The 18,248-nt window shown below is 47.9% G+C and carries 14 protein-coding genes; 1 reads left to right on the forward strand and 13 read right to left on the reverse strand.

The features are described from left to right. Positions 1-111: 111 nt before the first annotated feature. The 4 genes from AC0YNZ_RS24895 to AC0YNZ_RS24910 all read right to left on the reverse strand — a co-directional run bounded on the left by AC0YNZ_RS24895 (position 112) and on the right by AC0YNZ_RS24910 (position 6,324). The gene (locus AC0YNZ_RS24895; RefSeq protein WP_475829178.1) at positions 112-1,695 is read right to left on the reverse strand and encodes an extracellular solute-binding protein; all 1,584 of its coding nucleotides are present in this window, start codon (positions 1,693-1,695) and stop codon (positions 112-114) included. A 59-nt stretch (positions 1,696-1,754) separates the two neighbouring features. Further along, positions 1,755-3,377 carry a response regulator transcription factor gene (locus AC0YNZ_RS24900; protein ID WP_475829209.1) on the reverse strand — a complete coding sequence of 541 codons (1,623 nt, stop codon included), beginning with the start codon at positions 3,375-3,377 and terminating at the stop codon, positions 1,755-1,757. Between the two features lie 9 nt (positions 3,378-3,386). Further along, complete coding sequence (locus AC0YNZ_RS24905) at positions 3,387-5,126, reverse strand: cache domain-containing sensor histidine kinase (protein WP_475829179.1); 1,740 nt, start codon at positions 5,124-5,126, stop codon at positions 3,387-3,389. Positions 5,127-5,286: 160 nt separating this feature from the next. Then, on the reverse strand, positions 5,287-6,324 hold the full coding sequence (locus AC0YNZ_RS24910) for a LacI family DNA-binding transcriptional regulator (protein WP_475829180.1): 1,038 nt from the start codon (positions 6,322-6,324) through the stop codon (positions 5,287-5,289). 1,084 nt (positions 6,325-7,408) lie between these two features. On the opposite strand from AC0YNZ_RS24910, the gene AC0YNZ_RS24915 reads away from it, so the two are divergent. Next, positions 7,409-8,887 carry a GMC oxidoreductase gene (locus AC0YNZ_RS24915; protein ID WP_475829181.1) on the forward strand — a complete coding sequence of 493 codons (1,479 nt, stop codon included), beginning with the start codon at positions 7,409-7,411 and terminating at the stop codon, positions 8,885-8,887. Between the two features lie 425 nt (positions 8,888-9,312). Here the strand turns inward: AC0YNZ_RS24915 and AC0YNZ_RS24920 are convergent, their stop codons facing one another. From AC0YNZ_RS24920 to AC0YNZ_RS24960, 9 genes are all read right to left on the reverse strand, one after another. Further along, positions 9,313-9,510 (reverse strand): helix-turn-helix domain-containing protein, encoded by a 198-nt coding sequence (locus tag AC0YNZ_RS24920; RefSeq protein WP_475829210.1) that lies wholly within the window; start codon positions 9,508-9,510, stop codon positions 9,313-9,315. Between the two features lie 214 nt (positions 9,511-9,724). After that, complete coding sequence (gene glmS / locus AC0YNZ_RS24925) at positions 9,725-11,557, reverse strand: glutamine--fructose-6-phosphate transaminase (isomerizing) (protein ID WP_475829182.1); 1,833 nt, start codon at positions 11,555-11,557, stop codon at positions 9,725-9,727. Between the two features lie 557 nt (positions 11,558-12,114). Then, the gene (gene glmM / locus AC0YNZ_RS24930; protein WP_475829183.1) at positions 12,115-13,455 is read right to left on the reverse strand and encodes a phosphoglucosamine mutase; all 1,341 of its coding nucleotides are present in this window, start codon (positions 13,453-13,455) and stop codon (positions 12,115-12,117) included. Between the two features lie 62 nt (positions 13,456-13,517). After that, positions 13,518-14,909: a CdaR family protein gene (locus AC0YNZ_RS24935; RefSeq protein ID WP_475829184.1), complete on the reverse strand. Its 1,392-nt coding sequence runs from the start codon at positions 14,907-14,909 to the stop codon at positions 13,518-13,520. Further along, positions 14,902-15,744 carry a diadenylate cyclase CdaA gene (cdaA, locus tag AC0YNZ_RS24940; RefSeq protein ID WP_110773485.1) on the reverse strand — a complete coding sequence of 281 codons (843 nt, stop codon included), beginning with the start codon at positions 15,742-15,744 and terminating at the stop codon, positions 14,902-14,904. Before cdaA ends, AC0YNZ_RS24935 begins: the two co-directional genes overlap by 8 nt. Positions 15,745-15,881: 137 nt before the next feature. Further along, complete coding sequence (locus tag AC0YNZ_RS24945; protein WP_475829185.1) at positions 15,882-16,520, reverse strand: zf-HC2 domain-containing protein; 639 nt, start codon at positions 16,518-16,520, stop codon at positions 15,882-15,884. Positions 16,521-16,638: 118 nt separating this feature from the next. Then, the gene (sigW, locus tag AC0YNZ_RS24950) at positions 16,639-17,205 is read right to left on the reverse strand and encodes an RNA polymerase sigma factor SigW (RefSeq protein WP_110773483.1); all 567 of its coding nucleotides are present in this window, start codon (positions 17,203-17,205) and stop codon (positions 16,639-16,641) included. Next, positions 17,202-17,720, reverse strand: a complete 519-nt coding sequence (locus tag AC0YNZ_RS24955; RefSeq protein WP_475829186.1) for an EamA family transporter — start codon at positions 17,718-17,720, stop codon at positions 17,202-17,204. The genes sigW and AC0YNZ_RS24955 overlap by 4 nt, the downstream gene beginning before the upstream one ends. A gap of 36 nt (positions 17,721-17,756) precedes the next feature. Then, positions 17,757-18,131: an EamA family transporter gene (locus tag AC0YNZ_RS24960; RefSeq protein ID WP_475829187.1), complete on the reverse strand. Its 375-nt coding sequence runs from the start codon at positions 18,129-18,131 to the stop codon at positions 17,757-17,759. Positions 18,132-18,248: the final 117 nt, after the last annotated feature.

Here is an 18,248-nt window from a genome sequence, read left to right on the forward strand (position 1 = left end):
GAACAAACACAAAAAGAAATAAAACAAAAAAAGCTGCTGCCCCTTGATGGAGACACCAGCTTTTTTTTTTGCGGTAAAATGCCCCTTCCGCCTCGAAGTGAAGACATGTCATTACTTCAGCTTCTGACGTTCCTGATATTGCTTCGTCCACTCCTCCTCAACATCCTTAATGCCTATCTTCGCATACTTGGCCAGCAGTTCATCAAGGCGTGCCCTGGCATCCTTTGCGCTGTCAGCGATCAGCACTTTCGTAATGTCAGTAAGCAGACCAGATTGTATATTCGCCCAGACGATCCCCGCTTTGCTGTTCGGGTCGATCGATAAAACGCTCAGGTCCGTTCCGTCAAATTTGAAAAGCTCGGCAATACGGCGATCCTCTTGCCGATCCGGCGATTCACTTTGCTTTTCCCAATTATACTTTTGATACTGGTTCAGTTCGAGATAACGTACTCCCGTTTTCTGACTGTAGCCATCCCAATCCTTCTGAAATTCCTCGTAAGCGTTCTGCTTCAGGACCGGTGTACCGTCTTTCATTTCCCAAGTCTCGCCTTCGATGCCATAGAAGCTTAACATTTGGCCTTCCGGACTCATGTGGTAATTGAAGAAACGCATGATCGCTTCGGGATGTTTGGCGTTCTTCGTGATGACCGCCACGTTCCAGCCGACCGTGCTATAGCCCCCCATATATGGCTTGACACCGTCTTTCCCGGCCGGGATCGGGTAGGCTCTATAATAGATGCCGGGATCGGTCTTCTTCAGCACAGCATTCGGCGTCCAATAATCCCAAATCGCCGAGAAGCTTGCTGCCCATTTTCCGTTGCTGCGCACTTCCTGTTCCATGCCGTCGTTGTAAGAGAAATTCTCCGGGTCGATCATTTTCTCACGGTACATCTTGTTCAGCCATAGTAGCATGTCCTTGGTGGACTCGTTGAACATAAAAAACTTGACCTTCTGTTCCTTCTCGTCATAATAGCGGTAGTCCTTGTTTTTGCTTCCCCACATGTTCGACATTTCAATAAAAGAACCGTCGTTATAATCCAGGCCGAGAGGAAACACTATTTCACCGTTCGTCGTGCTCAGATTGGCATTACGCACCTTGGCTAAATAGGCTTCGAAGTCTTTGACAGTCTTGATTTCTGGCTTACCCATTTTCTCATAAATGTCTTCACGCAGCATGAGGGTTCTGCCGACGGATAACTCCCCCTTGTCGCTGAACCAGTTGGGGATCCCGTAAAGATGGCCGTCCGGGTGCTTCAACTTGTCGACGACATGCTGCGGAATATAAGTACCGATCAGTTTGTCATACCCGTACTTTGCCGCAAGCACGTCAATTGGCAACAACGCTTTCGAATTGACATAATTGTCCCACGTCGGCCCGCGGTCCATCCACATCACTTCCGGATAGTCTCCGGATATGAGCATGACATTCGCCTTCTGATCGCCATCACCATCGGGACCGCTAAAATCGAATTGAACGCCAGTTTTTTCGGTAATACGTTTCGTGACCGGATCTGCACCCCACTTCTTTCCTTTAAACCAGACATACATCCACATGGCTTTGACGGTTACATTCGACATGTTATTCGAAGAGTTTTCGGGCGGTATCTGCGCAGCAATCCCCTTCGGTTTCGACTCGGCGCTCCCGCCGGAACAAGAGGCGACCAAAGCCGCGGTCAATGTTGTGGCGATCGCCATGCTCACTCCCCTCTGCCAACGCATCTCAACCACACCTTTCCACTATTTGAAAGCCGTTATTATTCATCCCGCATCAAAGTCAACTTGCGGTAATCGAGAGGCGAGTAGCCGCAGCACTTTTTGAATTGCTGGGCAAAATAAGAAAAATGAGAGAACCCGACTGCTTCCGCGACCGCGCTGATCTTCAAGTTTGTTTGGGAAAGCAGACATTTCGCTTCCTCCATCCGGACGTTCAAAATATACTCCGACAAGGAATACCCCGTTTCTCTGCGAAAAATACGGGAGACGTAACCTGCGTTCACATGAACGATCCCTGCGATCGTATCACGGGTAATCTCTTCATGGAAATGCTCTTGGATCCATTGCTTGATCTTCATGACCGCAACGGAATCATCCTTGCAATACGCTTTAAAATAGGACACGCACGTCTGTATTACCTTATCGCACCACCCCACAAAGTGATGAACGGAGCGCCTGGCGGCCGGGGCGGAAAGCAAATCTTCGTCCGGATAGATAGCGGAGATGGAAATTGTTTTTTTATGCGCGGCCGTATAAACCATATGGAGGATAGTATAGTACAACGATTCCAGCATTTCCGGATGTAAATCTTGCTCCCGACCCCAATAGTTGATCGTTTTTCTGATTTCCTCCATTAGAAGCTCCTCTTCTCCCGCTTCCAGCAAAGCAGACCACTGTGATGCAGGAAACTGACGGAACGCCCCCTTCAGAAGCTGAGGCGATCCTTCACGCAAGGAAACGACTTGATTCGATGCCGACACACTATCCCGTTCCAGCTTGACTAGCCGCCTATAGACTTCTGCCAAATCGGGAACCAGTGTCCATTCGCCGATATAACAGGACAAGCTGCATTTGAAATACCGTATGCATGATTGGATGTATTCCCGGCACCTTCCCTTGATCTGCTCGTCGAGGTGATACGGATCATCATGTTGATAGGCATCGAGATGAATCAATACGACATTGTGGCCATCCAGGCTCTGTACGGCCGTACCGCTCCCATCGTGCAGAATGATCTCCTGCGCAGCCTTGCGCAATGCATACTCCATAATCTCCTCATCCCTCAGGCTGAATTCTTCTTTCCAGCGTTCCACGCTGATGAGAATGGGAAGAATCGTTCCGCCTGCTTGGACGGGAATTTCGTAGAGCTTTAACATCGCATTCAGCTTCTCCGGTTCTAATCTGCACCTCTCTGACAGCAAATCCTGCCATATACGCTCCGACATAGAGGGAAGCTGATCTTCCCATAAGCGTACGTATTTATTGTAGGTTTCCCGAAACGCTTCATTTTCTTTGCGCTGCTCCAGCTTCCGTATCATTTCCTTCACGACAGACAGCAATTTATCAAGCTCAATCGGCTTCAAGATATAGTCGTGAATCCCGAGATGAACGGCTTTCTGCGCATACGAAAAATCGGCATACCCGGTCAGAAATACCGACTCCAAGCCGGGATGGTTGTTCACGGCCCACTCCATCAACTCAATGCCGCTTCGCCCCGGCATTTCGATATCCGTAATCATGCAATCAACCGGTTCGCGGTTCAGGATTTCGATCGCCTGCTTGGTGCTGTATGCTTTGTAGACAACAGAAACACCGACACCGGACCAGTCGATTCCTTCCGCAATGGCTTGTACCGCTAATTTCTCGTCGTCAACCACCAGCATCCGATACAATCAAGACATCCCCTTTTCCTGATGATTGTTGCAAACGTTCGGGATCTCCAGGGTCACAGCCGCTCCCTGAGGCTGCCTATTGGCAAAACGGATAGCCACTTCTTCCCCGAAATGCATCCGCAAGCGATGATAGACGTTCCAAATGCCCACACTTTCTCCTTGCCTGTCAAAGTATTCTCCGGTTTGCAGCCGTCTTAGCTTCTGTTCCTCAAAACCCTCTCCGTCGTCGAATACTGCAATGAATATTTTCCCCTCCGCCGTATCTGCGTCCATTCTCACTTCAATGGAGATATGAAGAACCGCTTCTTCGCCCTGGAAACCGTGAATCAACGTATTCTCTACGAATGGCTGAATGGTTAGCGGCGGGATCTCGACATCTTCAAGCTGTTTCGGAAGCAGTACCTGATAGAATAGTTGATCCGGAAACCGCAGCCTCTGAATTTCCAGATAATTGGCGATATGGGTGCACTCCTCCTTCAGTGTAACGATCTGACGGTCGGTTCGGATCGTAAAACGGAAGTAATCGGCCAGATGAATCGCCAATTTTTGTACGGTGGCATGATCCTTCAGCACCGCCAAACTATAGATGATATTCAGGGTATTCAAATAAAAGTGGGGTTTGATTTGACTTTGCAAATGCTTGAACTCGGCTTTTTGCACCCTCAATTTCTCTTCGTACATACCGATTGTTAAGCCTTCGATTTCGGAAGCCATATGATTGAATGTCTTGATCAAATAGGCGATTTCCCATTGTGCGGGAACCGGGAGACGAATCCTCAAATTTCCCTGGCCGATCATTCGCATCCCTTTCAGCAAGGAGCTGATCGGTTTAATTAACACACGCTGCAAAATCATAACAAAAATGAAAATGAGAAGAAGGACAATGAACGGAATCGAATAAATCGCCCGTTGAAAAAAAGGCAAGTTCAAGAGCAAATCTTGTTCCGGGATCAACAGCAGCATCCATATGGAAGACTGGGTGTACGGATGCACCATGTATATATAGCTTGCTGCACTTTTGTCATTGATCGTTCCATATTGTCCGTTTTTTTCGTTCCCCGGGTTCAACAATGGATCGGGAAAATCATTTGCGCTTATCGAAGTGAGTACTCGTCCCTCATCGGATACCAGCAAAAATTTGCCTGACTCGCCGAAATTCAAATTTTTCACCGGCTCCATGAACCTGGATTCCGGAATCCAGGCTCCTACATACATTCCGCTCGATCGGACGATACGAATCAGGCCCGATTCCGTGCCGGTGCTAACCCAGCGCCATCGGTCGCCCGATTCAGACGTGTTCACTAAGCTGCGGATCAACGCATTTCGTTCGCGCCCCCGATTCGTATCGTACGATTCGTAATACGAAATCAGATCATCATTGTCAGCGTTATATGCAAAGAACGAATCGACCAGATTGTATAGTCCGTGATCCGCATCGAATTTATGCATCAGCATGATTCGAGAGAAGATATAGTCCTCGGATTGTTCGGGGAATATAGCTAGAGTTTTGACATAAGTATCAGTGGTTGCGAGCTTGTACAAGTAGGAGTTGATATCGCTTAAGGATTTATCCATTGCTCGGGTGTGCAGGGACAACAGGTTCAGGTTCGATTGGGCGACTTGCTTGCGGACCACTTCCATTGCGTAATAATTGCTGTAGTACAAAAAGGCCGCCAGAGGCACGATGACGGACAGAAACCCAAAAATGAGTTTGGTTCGCAGCGAGCTGTTGATAGCCATTGATCTCCCCCCGAAAAAACTCTTCTTGTTTATTCCTCCACAACAATTTGAACACAAATCGGTCCATGAAAGTCATGGCAATCGACGGTATATAGCTGCGAATCATCAGCCCCTTCGTTCAGAAAAAGTGTGGTCCTGGATTCGATTAGTACTTTGTAAGTCACTCTTTCGTATACCTGCCACTGCTCCCGCGTACCACCAGTGTCGTAGGTATGATTACTGTTAACGGTACTTCTCGCCCTCTTATCCGTTCAAGAAGAAGATTCACAGCTGTTTTCCCCATTTGCTCAGCATAAAGCTTTACTGTTGTCAACGGCGGATGTATATAAGCAGATAAGTCGATATCGTCAAAACCAATGATCGTAACATCTTGTGGAATCCGGATTCCCGCTTCATGCAATGCACGCATCGCACCGATCGCGATCGGGTCATTCGCGGCAAAGAAAGCTGTCGGCATATCCCCATTTGCAATGGCCGTTAACATGAGCTCATATCCGCTTGCCGAATTCCATTCCCCAATATAGATATCGGATTCCTTACAGTAGCCCTGCTCCTTCGCGATTCGTTCGAACGTTCTGTACCGAACTTCAAACTCTTCATCACCCTTGTTAAAACCTGGTTTCAGAGAATATTCCCGTCCACCTATAAAGCCAATACGGGTATGTCCCAACTGCAACAAGTAGTTCAGGGCTTGCTCTGTACCGTTCCCCAAGTCAGAAATAACACAATCATATTTTTGATGATCCGGAGGGAGGCTGTTTACAAACACCACACGATTATCGCGGGGATATATTTTCTCCATATCACTCATAGAAACCTTAGCTACCACAATCATGCCATCCAAGTGATTCATCGTTTCATCTTGCCTAAACTGATTCATCCTTATGGTTTTCGCGAGTTCAAAACCCGCTTCCCTCGATTGCTTCTCAATCCCTTGCCTTATGGTGTGGAAGTAGGGATCATCATATTCATCCTCCATCGAACACCACATTAACAGACCAATTTTCGGAATGTTATCCTTCTTTGGCCGCTTTGGAGCTTTCCTCACTTTGTTTTGATATCCCAATTGGTTTGCAATGAAGATGATTCTTTCTTTTGTTTCCTTTGTAACCGAAAGCGTCGGATCTTCATTGAGAACCCTGGAAACCGTTGCAATCGATACCTCAGCCACTTTTGCGATATCCGTTATAGTCGCCAATACCATCAACCCTTTAGTAAAATAAATGTTTTTTAGTTAAACCAATCCTATCATATGACCTTTTTTTATGTCAATCACAATGTAATTCCGGCTTAAATAAATGCCATTTTGGTTAAAATGCAGTTTTAACTAATTTATTTAACCTTTTTTAACTGATATTTCGCAGGCAATCGACAGTTATGTTAAAAGATGGATCTCCGTTTCCCATGAAAGCAAAGAAGAGTATTCAACCCTCGAGGGATAAATACCCAAATACATGTTATTTCTTCCGCTTTGTACCCTTTTTCTTCAAATAGGTAATTCGTTACTCTGTCATCATAAACCATTTTATTTATTTGAACCTAGGGGTAGAGACACATGCCCATCAAGTTAAAATTTTCGAATACCCCAAAACGAAAAAAAGCTATTCTTTTTGTTAATAAAGGATAGCTTTTTCGTTTTGGGGGTGTATTAATTACTTAGCTTGATGGGCATGGGGTACCGCCAGCAAAACGCAGATTTACGACGCTTAGGAGTTTTGAACACAAAAACAGCCGGTTTTCACCAGCTAAGGTGTAACAGACCTTATTGTTATCTCTGGTTCAACGGCCGCAAACGAAAAGATTTTTAATCGAGCAAGATATTATTCTGCAGCTCTTTTGTCGTTTTCATATCCAGGTATCATTACTAATCCTAAATGCAAATGTGAAAACTCGTCAGAGGTATTTCGTTGTGATTTTCTCTGTATGTTCGGACATTTTGGGCAACCTTTCGGTGGCTGTTCCCTTCGCGCGCAGGCTTGGAACCTACGGCTTTGCTCTTTACGCCTCAATTGGCCAATCTTTATATCTTTCCTTCGCCTGATCTCTAATCGCATTCGCAAGGAATCGCACTTGCTCACCCTTGATTTGCTCCTGAATGACCACCATTTTTACAGCATTGCTGTCGCACCTCTGCCCGATGCGGGTTCGTCAAATATTTCTATTTCAAGAGGGCAAGTATTTGGGTTTTAGGCCCTTCAGATGATCTCGGTGTCAGTGACATTCCTGCTTGTGCGAACGCATAGAATTAGGGATAAAGAATTTCGTGAAAGGGGGAGTATGTTTTGAACAAAACAAGCAAAAACTGCTCACCTGTCATGGGAAGCCGAAATGGAGTTCCTGTCTGTCCATTGCCTTCATCCGCCATTATTTATCCTTGGACGCCGCTCGAGCAGATGGAGAGAACGGACTACGATGTGATCATTGTCGGAACGGGGGCGGGAGGAGGTGCTGTCCTGTGGCGGTTGGCCCAGCAATGGGGCAACAATGGAAAACGGATCGGGATCGTTGAAGCCGGCGATTACATTCTACCGGCACACAAGGACGATCTTCAGGACTGGCCGCCGCTCACCGCCAATACAAATCCGCCAAATCCGGTATACTGGGAGCCTATCCCGATCTATCCTTCGGACCACCAAGCGACGTCGTCCTCTCTTGTCTACCCGTTCGTGCAGTTTATCGGTTTAGGCGGCCGATCGATCCTTTGGGGAATGGTTACCCCCCGAATGACCCCAGCCGACATGTCCGGTTGGCCCATCTCCCTGCGAGAGATGGATATGTATTATAACATTGCCGAAGAAGTCATGAACGTCAATCAATCCTTTTACCGAACTGCCCAGACCCTTCTAGATCGGCTTCGCCGTGGCGGTTTTCGCGAAGCGGTAACGACACCGGTCGCAGTCAACATTCAACCGACCGCTAATGGAGAATTTCATTCCACTCCCCGCTTTACGACGATGGCACTGTTCGCAAACGCCGCAAGCCGGCGGCCTTTTGACGTCGCGGTCAGATCACGAGTCGTTCAAGTATATAACGAAAACGGAAAAGTAACCGGTTTAAGAGTAATGAACAGGGATAAAAAATCGTATTTTCTAAAAGCAAAAACCGTTGTCTTGGCAGCGAGCACATTTGAAACGCCGCGGATTTTGCTTTATTCCGGAATCCGGGGCGATGCAATCGGCCGTTTCTTAACTAATCATTCCCGATTAAACACCATCGCTCACGTTGATCCTGCTGATTATCCGCAACTTCCCGGACAATATTTCATGTATATTCCTCCTGCTCCGGACCGTCCATATCAAATGCAGATGCGCGGCTTCCCTCCGCTTGGCCAAGTGTTTGACATCCTCGGTTCAGGCGAGGTTGAATCGCGGTTCGAAAACAGAGTAGCCTTGGCAACGGACACGTTTGACGAATACGGAGTGCCGAAAGCGGAGGCCTGCTTTTCATTCAGCGACAGGGATGTCGAGGTTGTCCGGCAAATGGAAGCAGGAATGAGGCGGGCGGCAAATACTATGCAGGTTGAGCTCGAGCCGTTCTGCGAGCTCTCGCTCGGATTAGTGATGCACGATATGGGCACATGCCGCATCGGCGTCGATCCTTATTTTTCGGCAGCCGATCCGTACGGACAGATTCATGGCGTAGCCGGTCTGTACGCCGCAGGCAGCAGCGTCATTCCAACGAGCGGCAGTGCAAATCCGTTCCTGACGATTACCGCCCTCGCGATTCGAACGGCCGATTACATAATGGAACAATTGAGATAAATTTCGTCCAAAGAGCGAATGCATAGAAATGAAGTTCCATTTGAACGGTACAGTAACCCGACACTTACTATCGCTGTGGTCATACATACGAAGGATTTTATCGTTGCACAAATGAAAAGACGGGACCCATCGAGCAACCGTGAAGGATGTGTACCCATGCGGAAATTAACGATCCCTGTATACCAGGTCGCCGTTCCGTCCGGAAATCCGTATAAAAGATCCCTCTCACGCCGATCGAACAAATGACGATGATCGAATACGATGTCCTCATTATCGGAATAGGGGCCGGGGGAGTGCAGCATTCGCAACGGAGAAAGAGTGGGAAACGAATTGATGTTGTCGAAGCCGGTTACCCGTTTACCCAACTACATTTGGTACCTGAGATCATCTTAATTTATTGCGTCGATTCACTCCTCTTCTCTACATTACCTCTTCTCTCCTATGAGAAGCCAATTTAGATCCACACCGAATTTTTCATATAGTTGTATGATCGTTTCAACCGAAGGGTTAAATTTATTTTTCTCCAATTCACTTAAAGTTCCTTGTGATATCCCCAGTGATTGAGCAAAGGAAACTTGATTAAGTCCGTGTGACTTTCTAATATGCTTTATCCTTGCACCAATTGTATCTAATTTTCATCCGCCCTTTAAAAGTAAAAATGGTCCCGATTGATTTTGAAATCATCGGGACCATTCTCGGTAATATTTATCAATCCATGCCAAGCTTGAGGAACCAACATTAATGTTCAGGTACCAACATTATTGTCTATGAACCAATATTAATGTCTAGGCACCAACTTTAATGTCACCGCACATTTTCACTGTCAAACTACCCCAACTACTCCACTGTAACACTCTTTGCCAAATTCCTCGGTTTATCCACGTCATGCTCAAGAGCTAGAGATGCATAGTAAGAAATCAGCTGCAGTGGGATAACAGACAACGCCGGTGACAAGATCGGCAGCGTCTTCGGAATCGCGAATAGCTCGTCGACAGATTTTGCTACTTCCTCTTCTGAGCCTTCGTTAGCGATACCTAGGACGTGAGCGCCGCGCGCTTTTACTTCCTTGATGTTGCTAAGCGATTTCTCGTACAGCTCTTCCTGCGTTACGAGAGCGATAACCGGAATGCCGTCCTCGATCAGCGCTAATGTTCCGTGCTTCAGCTCTCCGGCAGCATAAGCCTCGGAGTGAATATACGAAATTTCCTTCAGCTTCAGCGAGCCTTCTTGTGCTACGGCATAGTCTACGCCGCGGCCGATGAAGAATAAATGTTTATGGTGCGAGATAGATACGGCTACTTTCTTCAACTGATCAGCTTGCGCAAGGATGAGCTCAACCTGTGCAGGTAGCTGATGCATAGCTGCAATCATTTCTTCAATGTAAACAGCATCCTTTGTTCCAAGCGTAGCAGCCAGGTGCAAACCAAATAGATAAAATGCGATTAGCTGCGATGTGTATGCTTTTGTCGAAGCAACCGCGATTTCAAGACCAGCCCATGTAATAAGTACGTGGTCTGCTTCACGAGCGACTGAGCTGCCGACAACGTTCGTGATCGCGAGTACGCGAGCGCCATTACGTTGTGCTTCGCGAAGGGCCGCAAGCGTATCTGCTGTTTCGCCCGATTGGCTTACAACGATAACTAGCGTATCCGATGTAACGATTGGTCCGCGGTAACGGTATTCGGATGCGACATCCGTCTCTACCGGGATGCGGGCAAGCGTTTCAATTACCGATTTACCTACAAGACCTGCATGATAAGCCGTTCCGCATGCTACGATCTGTACTTTGCGAATCGATTTAATATATTCATCTGTCATACCCAGCTCTTTTAATTGCACGGACTTGCCGTCTTCCGTAATACGGCTCATCATCGTGTCGCGGTATGCTTTAGGCTGTTCGTGAATTTCTTTCTGCATGAAGTGATCAAATCCGGCTTTCTCCGCCGTTACGAGATCCCAATCGACATGAAATATTTCCTTGGAAATACTTTCGCCTTCAGTCGTCATCACTTCGACAGAATCACGTGTCAAGATTGCCATTTCGCCGTCGTTCAAAATGTATACGTTGCGCGTATGCTCCAAAATAGCCGGGATATCCGAGCCAATGAAGTTTTCGCCTTCGCCTACACCGATTACGAGCGGGCTTGCATAGCGTACCGCAACAAGACGATCGGGTTCAAACTCCGTCAAGACGCCAAGTGCGAACGCTCCGCGCATACGCTTAACAGCGCGTTGAACGGCTTCCACAATGTCACCGTTATATTCATCAGCAACAAGGTGTGAAATAACTTCCGTGTCTGTTTCCGATACGAAAACATGCCCTTTTGTCACTAATTCTTCCTTCAGTTTCAAGTAATTCTCAACGATACCGTTATGAACGACAGAAAACTTCGCAGTGTTGTCGGTATGCGGATGCGAGTTCACATCGGATGGTTTACCGTGTGTTGCCCAGCGGGTATGACCAATTCCGACAAAGCCTTCTAACGGCTCTTCACGCAGCAAACCCTCAAGGTTCGCCAAACGACCTTTGGATTTCGTAATTTCGAGCCCGTTTTTCGTGAAGACAGCGATTCCGGCAGAATCATAACCCCGGTACTCCAGCTTCTTCAATCCATCGAGCAAAATGTCCTGCGAGTCGCGTTTACCAATATATCCTACAATTCCACACATAATTTAATAGGCCTCCGATAAGGTTATTTTCCCGTCCAATCGGATGCCTGCCAATGCGCGGCACAGGCAATATGAAGTTGTCACAGAATAATCCCAATCATTGCGGAAAATGTAACCCCTCTGCCCGTGCCCACCCCACTGGTGGCATCTTGGACATACGGGAGTAATAGATATGATGAATATGCAGCCTGCCGTACGATTGTATGACCGGTCGCCCGGCCGTTTTACGTAACGGCTTTCGGTTGGCTAGCAAATACCGGAAGGTCCCCGCCGAATGTTTCGAACACCTTCACCTCGTCAGCTTCCCGTATGAACTCCCGCTTCAAGCTCAGCTTCCAGCTCTACAACAAGATCGTTCATCACGCAAGCTCTGGCGCTTAACATGCTTAAATAACCTCTATCCTCGCTTTCCTTCCTGAGTCATACTACCTATCATATTCATTTTCTAGCTGCTGTGCAACTATTCCATGAAAAATCATTTACTATTTTCCAAAAAAGTATAATGAAGGCCCGCCGACTGCAAAATCCGACAAGCCTTCGACAATATCTGTATAAGATTAACCTAGTTCACTTTTAACGACGTCAGCGATTTGCGCAACGTATGCCTCAACCTGGTCCTTCTCCGGTCCTTCCGCCATGACACGAATCAAAGATTCCGTACCGGATGGACGAACAAGCACACGGCCGTTATCGCCAAGCTCGAGCTCCACAAGTTTGACCGCTTTCTCGATTGCTGTATTGCCTTGGTATAGACTCTTATCTGCTACTCGAACGTTCACAAGCTTTTGCGGATATTTGCGCATCAGACCTTTGAGCTCGCTTAGCTTCTTACCGGAGGCTGCAAGCGTATCAACGAGCTGCAGCGCAGTAAGGATACCGTCGCCTGTCGTTATATGGTCAAGGAAAATAACATGGCCTGATTGTTCGCCGCCAAGGTTGAAGCCGCCGCGGCGCATCTCTTCCATGACGTAACGGTCGCCTACTGCCGTTTGTGCGGTTTTCAGACCAATACGCTCAGCGCCCTTGAAGAAGCCGATATTAGCCATCACCGTCGTTACGATTGTATCTTCCTTCAGCTTGCCGGCCCGCTTCATCGCATCGCCAATAATACACAAAATAAAATCGCCGTCTACCTCATCGCCATTCTCATCAATCGCGATTAGACGGTCAGCATCCCCGTCAAAAGAAAGCCCGACATCTGCGCCATGCTTAAGCACCTGCTCGCGCAAATATTCCGGATGCGTCGATCCGACACCGGCATTAATATTAAGCCCGTCAGGCTCGGCGCCTACCGTTATAATGTCCGCTCCAAGCTCGCGGAATACGGAAGGAGCCAGCTCGTAAGCTGCGCCGTTCGCGCAGTCGAGTACGATCTTCAAACCGCTGAACTCGCCTTTGATCGTCGTTTTCAAATAGTCCAAATAACGCTGCTTTGCGCCTTTATCGCTTGATACCGCTCCGATATCCCCACCTTCAGGCCGTGGTAATTCATCTGTCGAAGCATCAATTAGTTTTTCGATTTCGAGCTCGGTATCATCCGACAATTTAAAGCCGTCGCCAGCGAAAAATTTAATGCCATTGTCCTCTACAGGATTATGCGAAGCGGATATCATAACACCCGCATCTGCGTTCAGCTCGCGTGTAATGTATGCGACTGCCGGCGTAGAAACGACGCCCAGACGCACAACGCTTGCACCAATCGACAATAAACCCGCAATTAGCGCAGATTCCAACATTGGACCGGATATACGCGTATCCAGACCGATAACCACCTTAGGCTTTTTGGCCTGACGTGTTAAAACATAGCCGCCGCAGCGGCCGATTTTATAAGCTAGCTCCGGTGTAAGTTCACGATTGGCTACGCCCCGCACACCGTCTGTACCGAAATATTTCCCCATAATTAAAATGCTCCTTTGTTATATGCTGCGTTCATTATTATCCGCTTATACCGCTTTGCTTATCAAGGATTTGTATTAGAGCCGCCTGCCTCGCTACCTCCTCCACTGCCGCTCTCCTCACCGGTATCCGGTGTTGGCGTCAATGCCGGAGGCTCCTCTGTCGGCGTACCCCCAACTTCCTCCGAGTCTTCTTGCCCTTGCTCTGAGACTGCATTGTCAATAATCTCGATGGATACGGTCAGCGTCTGCCCTTTACCCGTAACCGTCTGCACATAAGCCGGCACATCGACCTGAAGCGTGACCTCATGTATGCCCGGCTCTAGTCCCTCGACATTCGCAATAACGCTAATTGCATCTGCCTTAAGTGCGGATATGACAGATTCCGCTCCGCTAACGGTCAAATCAATTTTCCCGTCCGCTGGAGACCGGATAACGGCAGACGACCCGCTGGCGAGCCCCTCAACCGTTACAGGCAGCCCCTTAAAGGTTCGCTTCATATTGGGAGCTACAACAACCTCCACCGAAACCTCAGCAGGATCGACCGATTTAATGCCATCGATAGGCTCCGTCTTCAACTGTAAGGTGCCGGATTCCTTCACCTTCGAGAGATCGAGCACCACACCATCATAAACCTGAAGCTCTTCTAACGACTTCTGCTCGCCGTAAACGGTCACCTGATCAAGCGCCGGCTTAACCGATACTAAGCTTAGCCCGTCAGGCAAAGTACCGGTATAGCGCACCTGCAAAGGCAGTGTTTTGAACGGCGGTGTGACCTTCACCTCGGCATGAACCGTTTCCGGAGAAATAATCGCATTCGTCATCTCTTTGCCATCCGTATCATATACGACTACTTTAGACTTTTTATTAACGACCGTTTTATCAGCGCCCTCGACACTAATCTCCGTCGTTACAAGGCCAACCCTACCCATATCATCCTTTGGCAGTGTAACCTGGACACCTGTCGTTGGCGCTACAATCGATGACGTTCCCACTACATAGCCGTCAGCCGGCTTTCCTTCCGTTACGACCTGAAGCTCGAATGGCTTCGTCAAAATCTCTTTTATCTGCACCATTACGGTTCGCGGCGACATCTCCACAAGCTGAATCCCTTTAGGTAATTTTACGGTCAAGGGCAACTCATGTATGCCTGCTTTCGCACCCTTCAAGTCCACCTTTACGACATAATCATCTAACGAAGAAGCCTTGAGCAGATTGGAGAAACTCCCCTGCACATCAAGCCGCACTACGGTAGGATCCATGGCCGTAAGAACATACTTATCGGTATCTAGGCCCTCGGTTGTAATAACAGATGCCTCTATCGTCTTAGTATCCATATTAGAAGTAACCGTCTGAGGTGACGTATCCGGATCAATATGTACGACAGCCCAGAGCAGCAACCCGACAATGACGGAAATGATTTTGAGCGAGGTCGGGTGACTTAGCCATTTATCCATCACTGCCTCCTTTCCGCTTCCAAAGAGACGATACCGTAACGCGTTCCTTCGTAAGTCCGTTCGTCTTCGGCGTCAGCTCTTCGAATAGCTTGGAAATCAACGACTCCTCATTAATATCCCGAACGATCATACCACCCAGAGACAAGGATACTTGCCCCGTTTCTTCCGACACGGTTACAGACACCGCATCCGTTACCTCACTTACGCCAATAGCTGCCCGGTGGCGCGTACCAAGCTCCTTGCTTATAAAAGGATTTTCCGACAGGGGCAAGTAACAGCCCGCCGCCATAATCTGATTGGAGCGAATGATGACCGCACCGTCATGCAGCGGCGTATTCGGAGTGAAAATGTTAATGAGCAGTTCCGATGTAATCTTCGATTCCATTCGAATGCCCGATTCAATCAATTCACTCAGACCCGTGCTTCGCTCAAAAACGATTAACGCTCCGATCTTCCGTTCCGCCATGAAACGGACAGCTTTAATGACGCCGTCAATTTGCTCATTAACGACATCCCGGTCAAGCGAATACGAACGTGCAAACAGTTTTCCGCGCCCAAGCTGCTCCAGCACACGTCTAAGCTCCGGCTGGAATATAATAAGCACGCTCACGATTCCGAATGTGAACATCTGATTCATAAGCCATTTTAATGTATACAAATTGAACCAGGTGCTTAGCGCCCATACCGCAACGAGTATAAAAATACCTTTCAACAGCTGAACGGCGCGGGTCCCGCGCACGAGCAATATCATTTTATAAATAATAAAGCTGACTATGCCAACATCAATAATATCCTTTATCCAGTCATGCCATGTTAAATCTGAGAAATAATTCATATGCCAACCCCCAACAGCCGATCACTTTATTTTTATCTATGAACGGATTTCAACTTTATTATTTTCTATATATGGGATTGGAAATCCTTTTTTTAAAAAAATAAAATGCCCCCCTACAAAAAGGGAGGCAGCTCGCTTTAACGGGCATTACCGCCAAAAGTTTGCGTCACTTTGTACCAGAACCAATCGAGTGCTTGATCGATCGTTCTGCTCTGCCCCGCGATATGACCGGTGGACGCGAGGTTTAATGAGCCGTCGATTACGGTTACGTTACCATCCACCTCGCCCTTTACATCAGCTGTTCCATTCTCAACCGTCAAGTTTCCGGTTAAATGGGCACCTTCCGGCACAATTACGGTATTTCCTTCTATAATGACCTGCTGAAGATCCTCGCCTGCTACGATTAGCTTAGTGTCCTCTTCCCACATGGTGAAGAAGCTGCCTAGCATAACGAGTACAAACACAGCAGCAGCAGTGACTCCCGGGTACCGGTAAATAAAGCGTACGATCCCGTTCCGCTGCTTACTCCGTTTCTTCGGCAGCTGCTGCATGATCCGCTGCGTCAATAGCTCCGATGCCTTCTTGTCAAAATCCGCGGCAGGCTTAATCGCTTCTAAAGTATGGAACGCCGCGGCGTCCGTCTTCTGGAGCTGTTCAAACCGACTGCGGCAAGCCGGACAGGAAAGCAAATGAGATTTTAACGTAACGATATCTTCTGCGGGCAGCTCGCCGTCCAAATAGTCATGCATCCATACGATGGCGACGTTGCAATTCATAGCAGCCAGTCCTTTCTTTCAGTTGCTCGCGCATAAGTTCTATTCTCGCTATTAGGATACGTTGATAGTGAGGGGATGTTTCAATTTTTTTCGAAATCGGGCAAGTAATCATTTCCATCTACAATTTGTGCTCGAGCTTCTTCCGGAGAAACTCCCTGCCGCGGTGAACGCGCGTCTTGATCGTCGTCACGGGCATGTCCAGTACATCCCCAATTTCCTGCAAGGAAAGATCCTGCATATAGCGAAGAGTCATTACGGTCTTATATTTCGGCGGCAATGCTGCAATGGCCGCATGAATAATCCGCTGCGTATCCGTCAGCAGCAACTCCGATTCCGGCGTCCGGTTATCACTAGGAATCATCGAATAGCCATCCAAGCCCTCATGACCGGATGACTCCGCGTCAAGCGAATAGGTCGGCTTGCGCTTACGCAGCCGGTCGATGCACAAGTTCGTAGCAATCCTGTAGATCCATGTCGAAAATTTTAACGTATCATCATATCTATCCAGGTTTTTGTACACGCGAAGAAAGGTGTCTTGAACGACATCCTCCGCCTCCTGGCGGCTATTCAGCATTCGATATGCCATATGAAAGAGCTTATCCTGATAGAGGTCTACAAGCTCAGCAAATGCCTGCTGATCGCCTTTGAGAGCTAATTGCGCCAGGCGTGCTTCCAATACATTCACCTTAACTCCTCCAAACCTTCCGTTCGTTCGGCCGATTGCCTTGCCGTATGCTCTGCAATCATAATGCCCGCAAGTATAAGTAATATTCCAATCGTCATACCTGCGCTAAGCTGCTCGCCAATAATGAGCCAAGCGCTAATCGCAGCTACCGGCAGCTCCATCGCGCCCAGCAAGGATGCCAGCCCGCTTCCGATCTTCGGAATACCTGCGTTAAAGCTAATCGCTGGAATTACGCTGCCCAGTAGAGCAAGCGCCGCCCCCCATCCGATAAGCGTCCACTCGCTTTCGCCTGCCCATGCCTTCGAGCCGTACATAAGAGCGATTACGATAAAGCCGAACGTCATCATCATCGCGGATTTTAGGACGGGATCATAATCCGTCTGCAATCTGCCTGTCAGAAACAAAAACAAACTGTATGTAACCGCCGATGCGAGGCCGTATAAGACCCCTGCGATATTAAGCTCAACATCACTCTTCTGCTCAAACAGTCCAACCGCGAGCAGCGTACCTGCCATTACGACAGCAATCGCGAAAATCTGCTGGCGCCTGGGCTATCGTCTATCCTGCAAGCACTCAAGCAAAATCGTAATCCACATGAACTGAAAAAGCAAGACAATTGAGAAAGAAGCTTCCAATTTTTGCAGTGCCAAATTATAAAATACGGTTGTCATGCATAAGCCGAATATGCCTATGAAGGCAAGCATGATCCATTTTCCGCGTTGAAACGGATTTTGCCATAACTTCGGACGCAGCAGCACGAATAGCCACAGCAGTATGACGCTGATCCCTACCTGATGCACTGTAATTTGCTCAAAGCTAAATCCCGCATTATAAGCAAGCTTAATGATCGGAGACAAGATGCCGTAGCTGGCTGCACCGAACAAGACGATAAACACCGACATGAAATAAGCCGATGATTGTTTCATTGCTGCCGACCTCCCGAAAATGTGAACCATTCTGACAATTATATACGTTCAGTGCTGGGTCAGCAATCGACTATAGGCTAGTTGACGCATCGACTTTCGACCAGGTTCCGTAATTAT

It is taken from the genome of Paenibacillus sp. J2L1-98 (assembly GCF_056269405.1).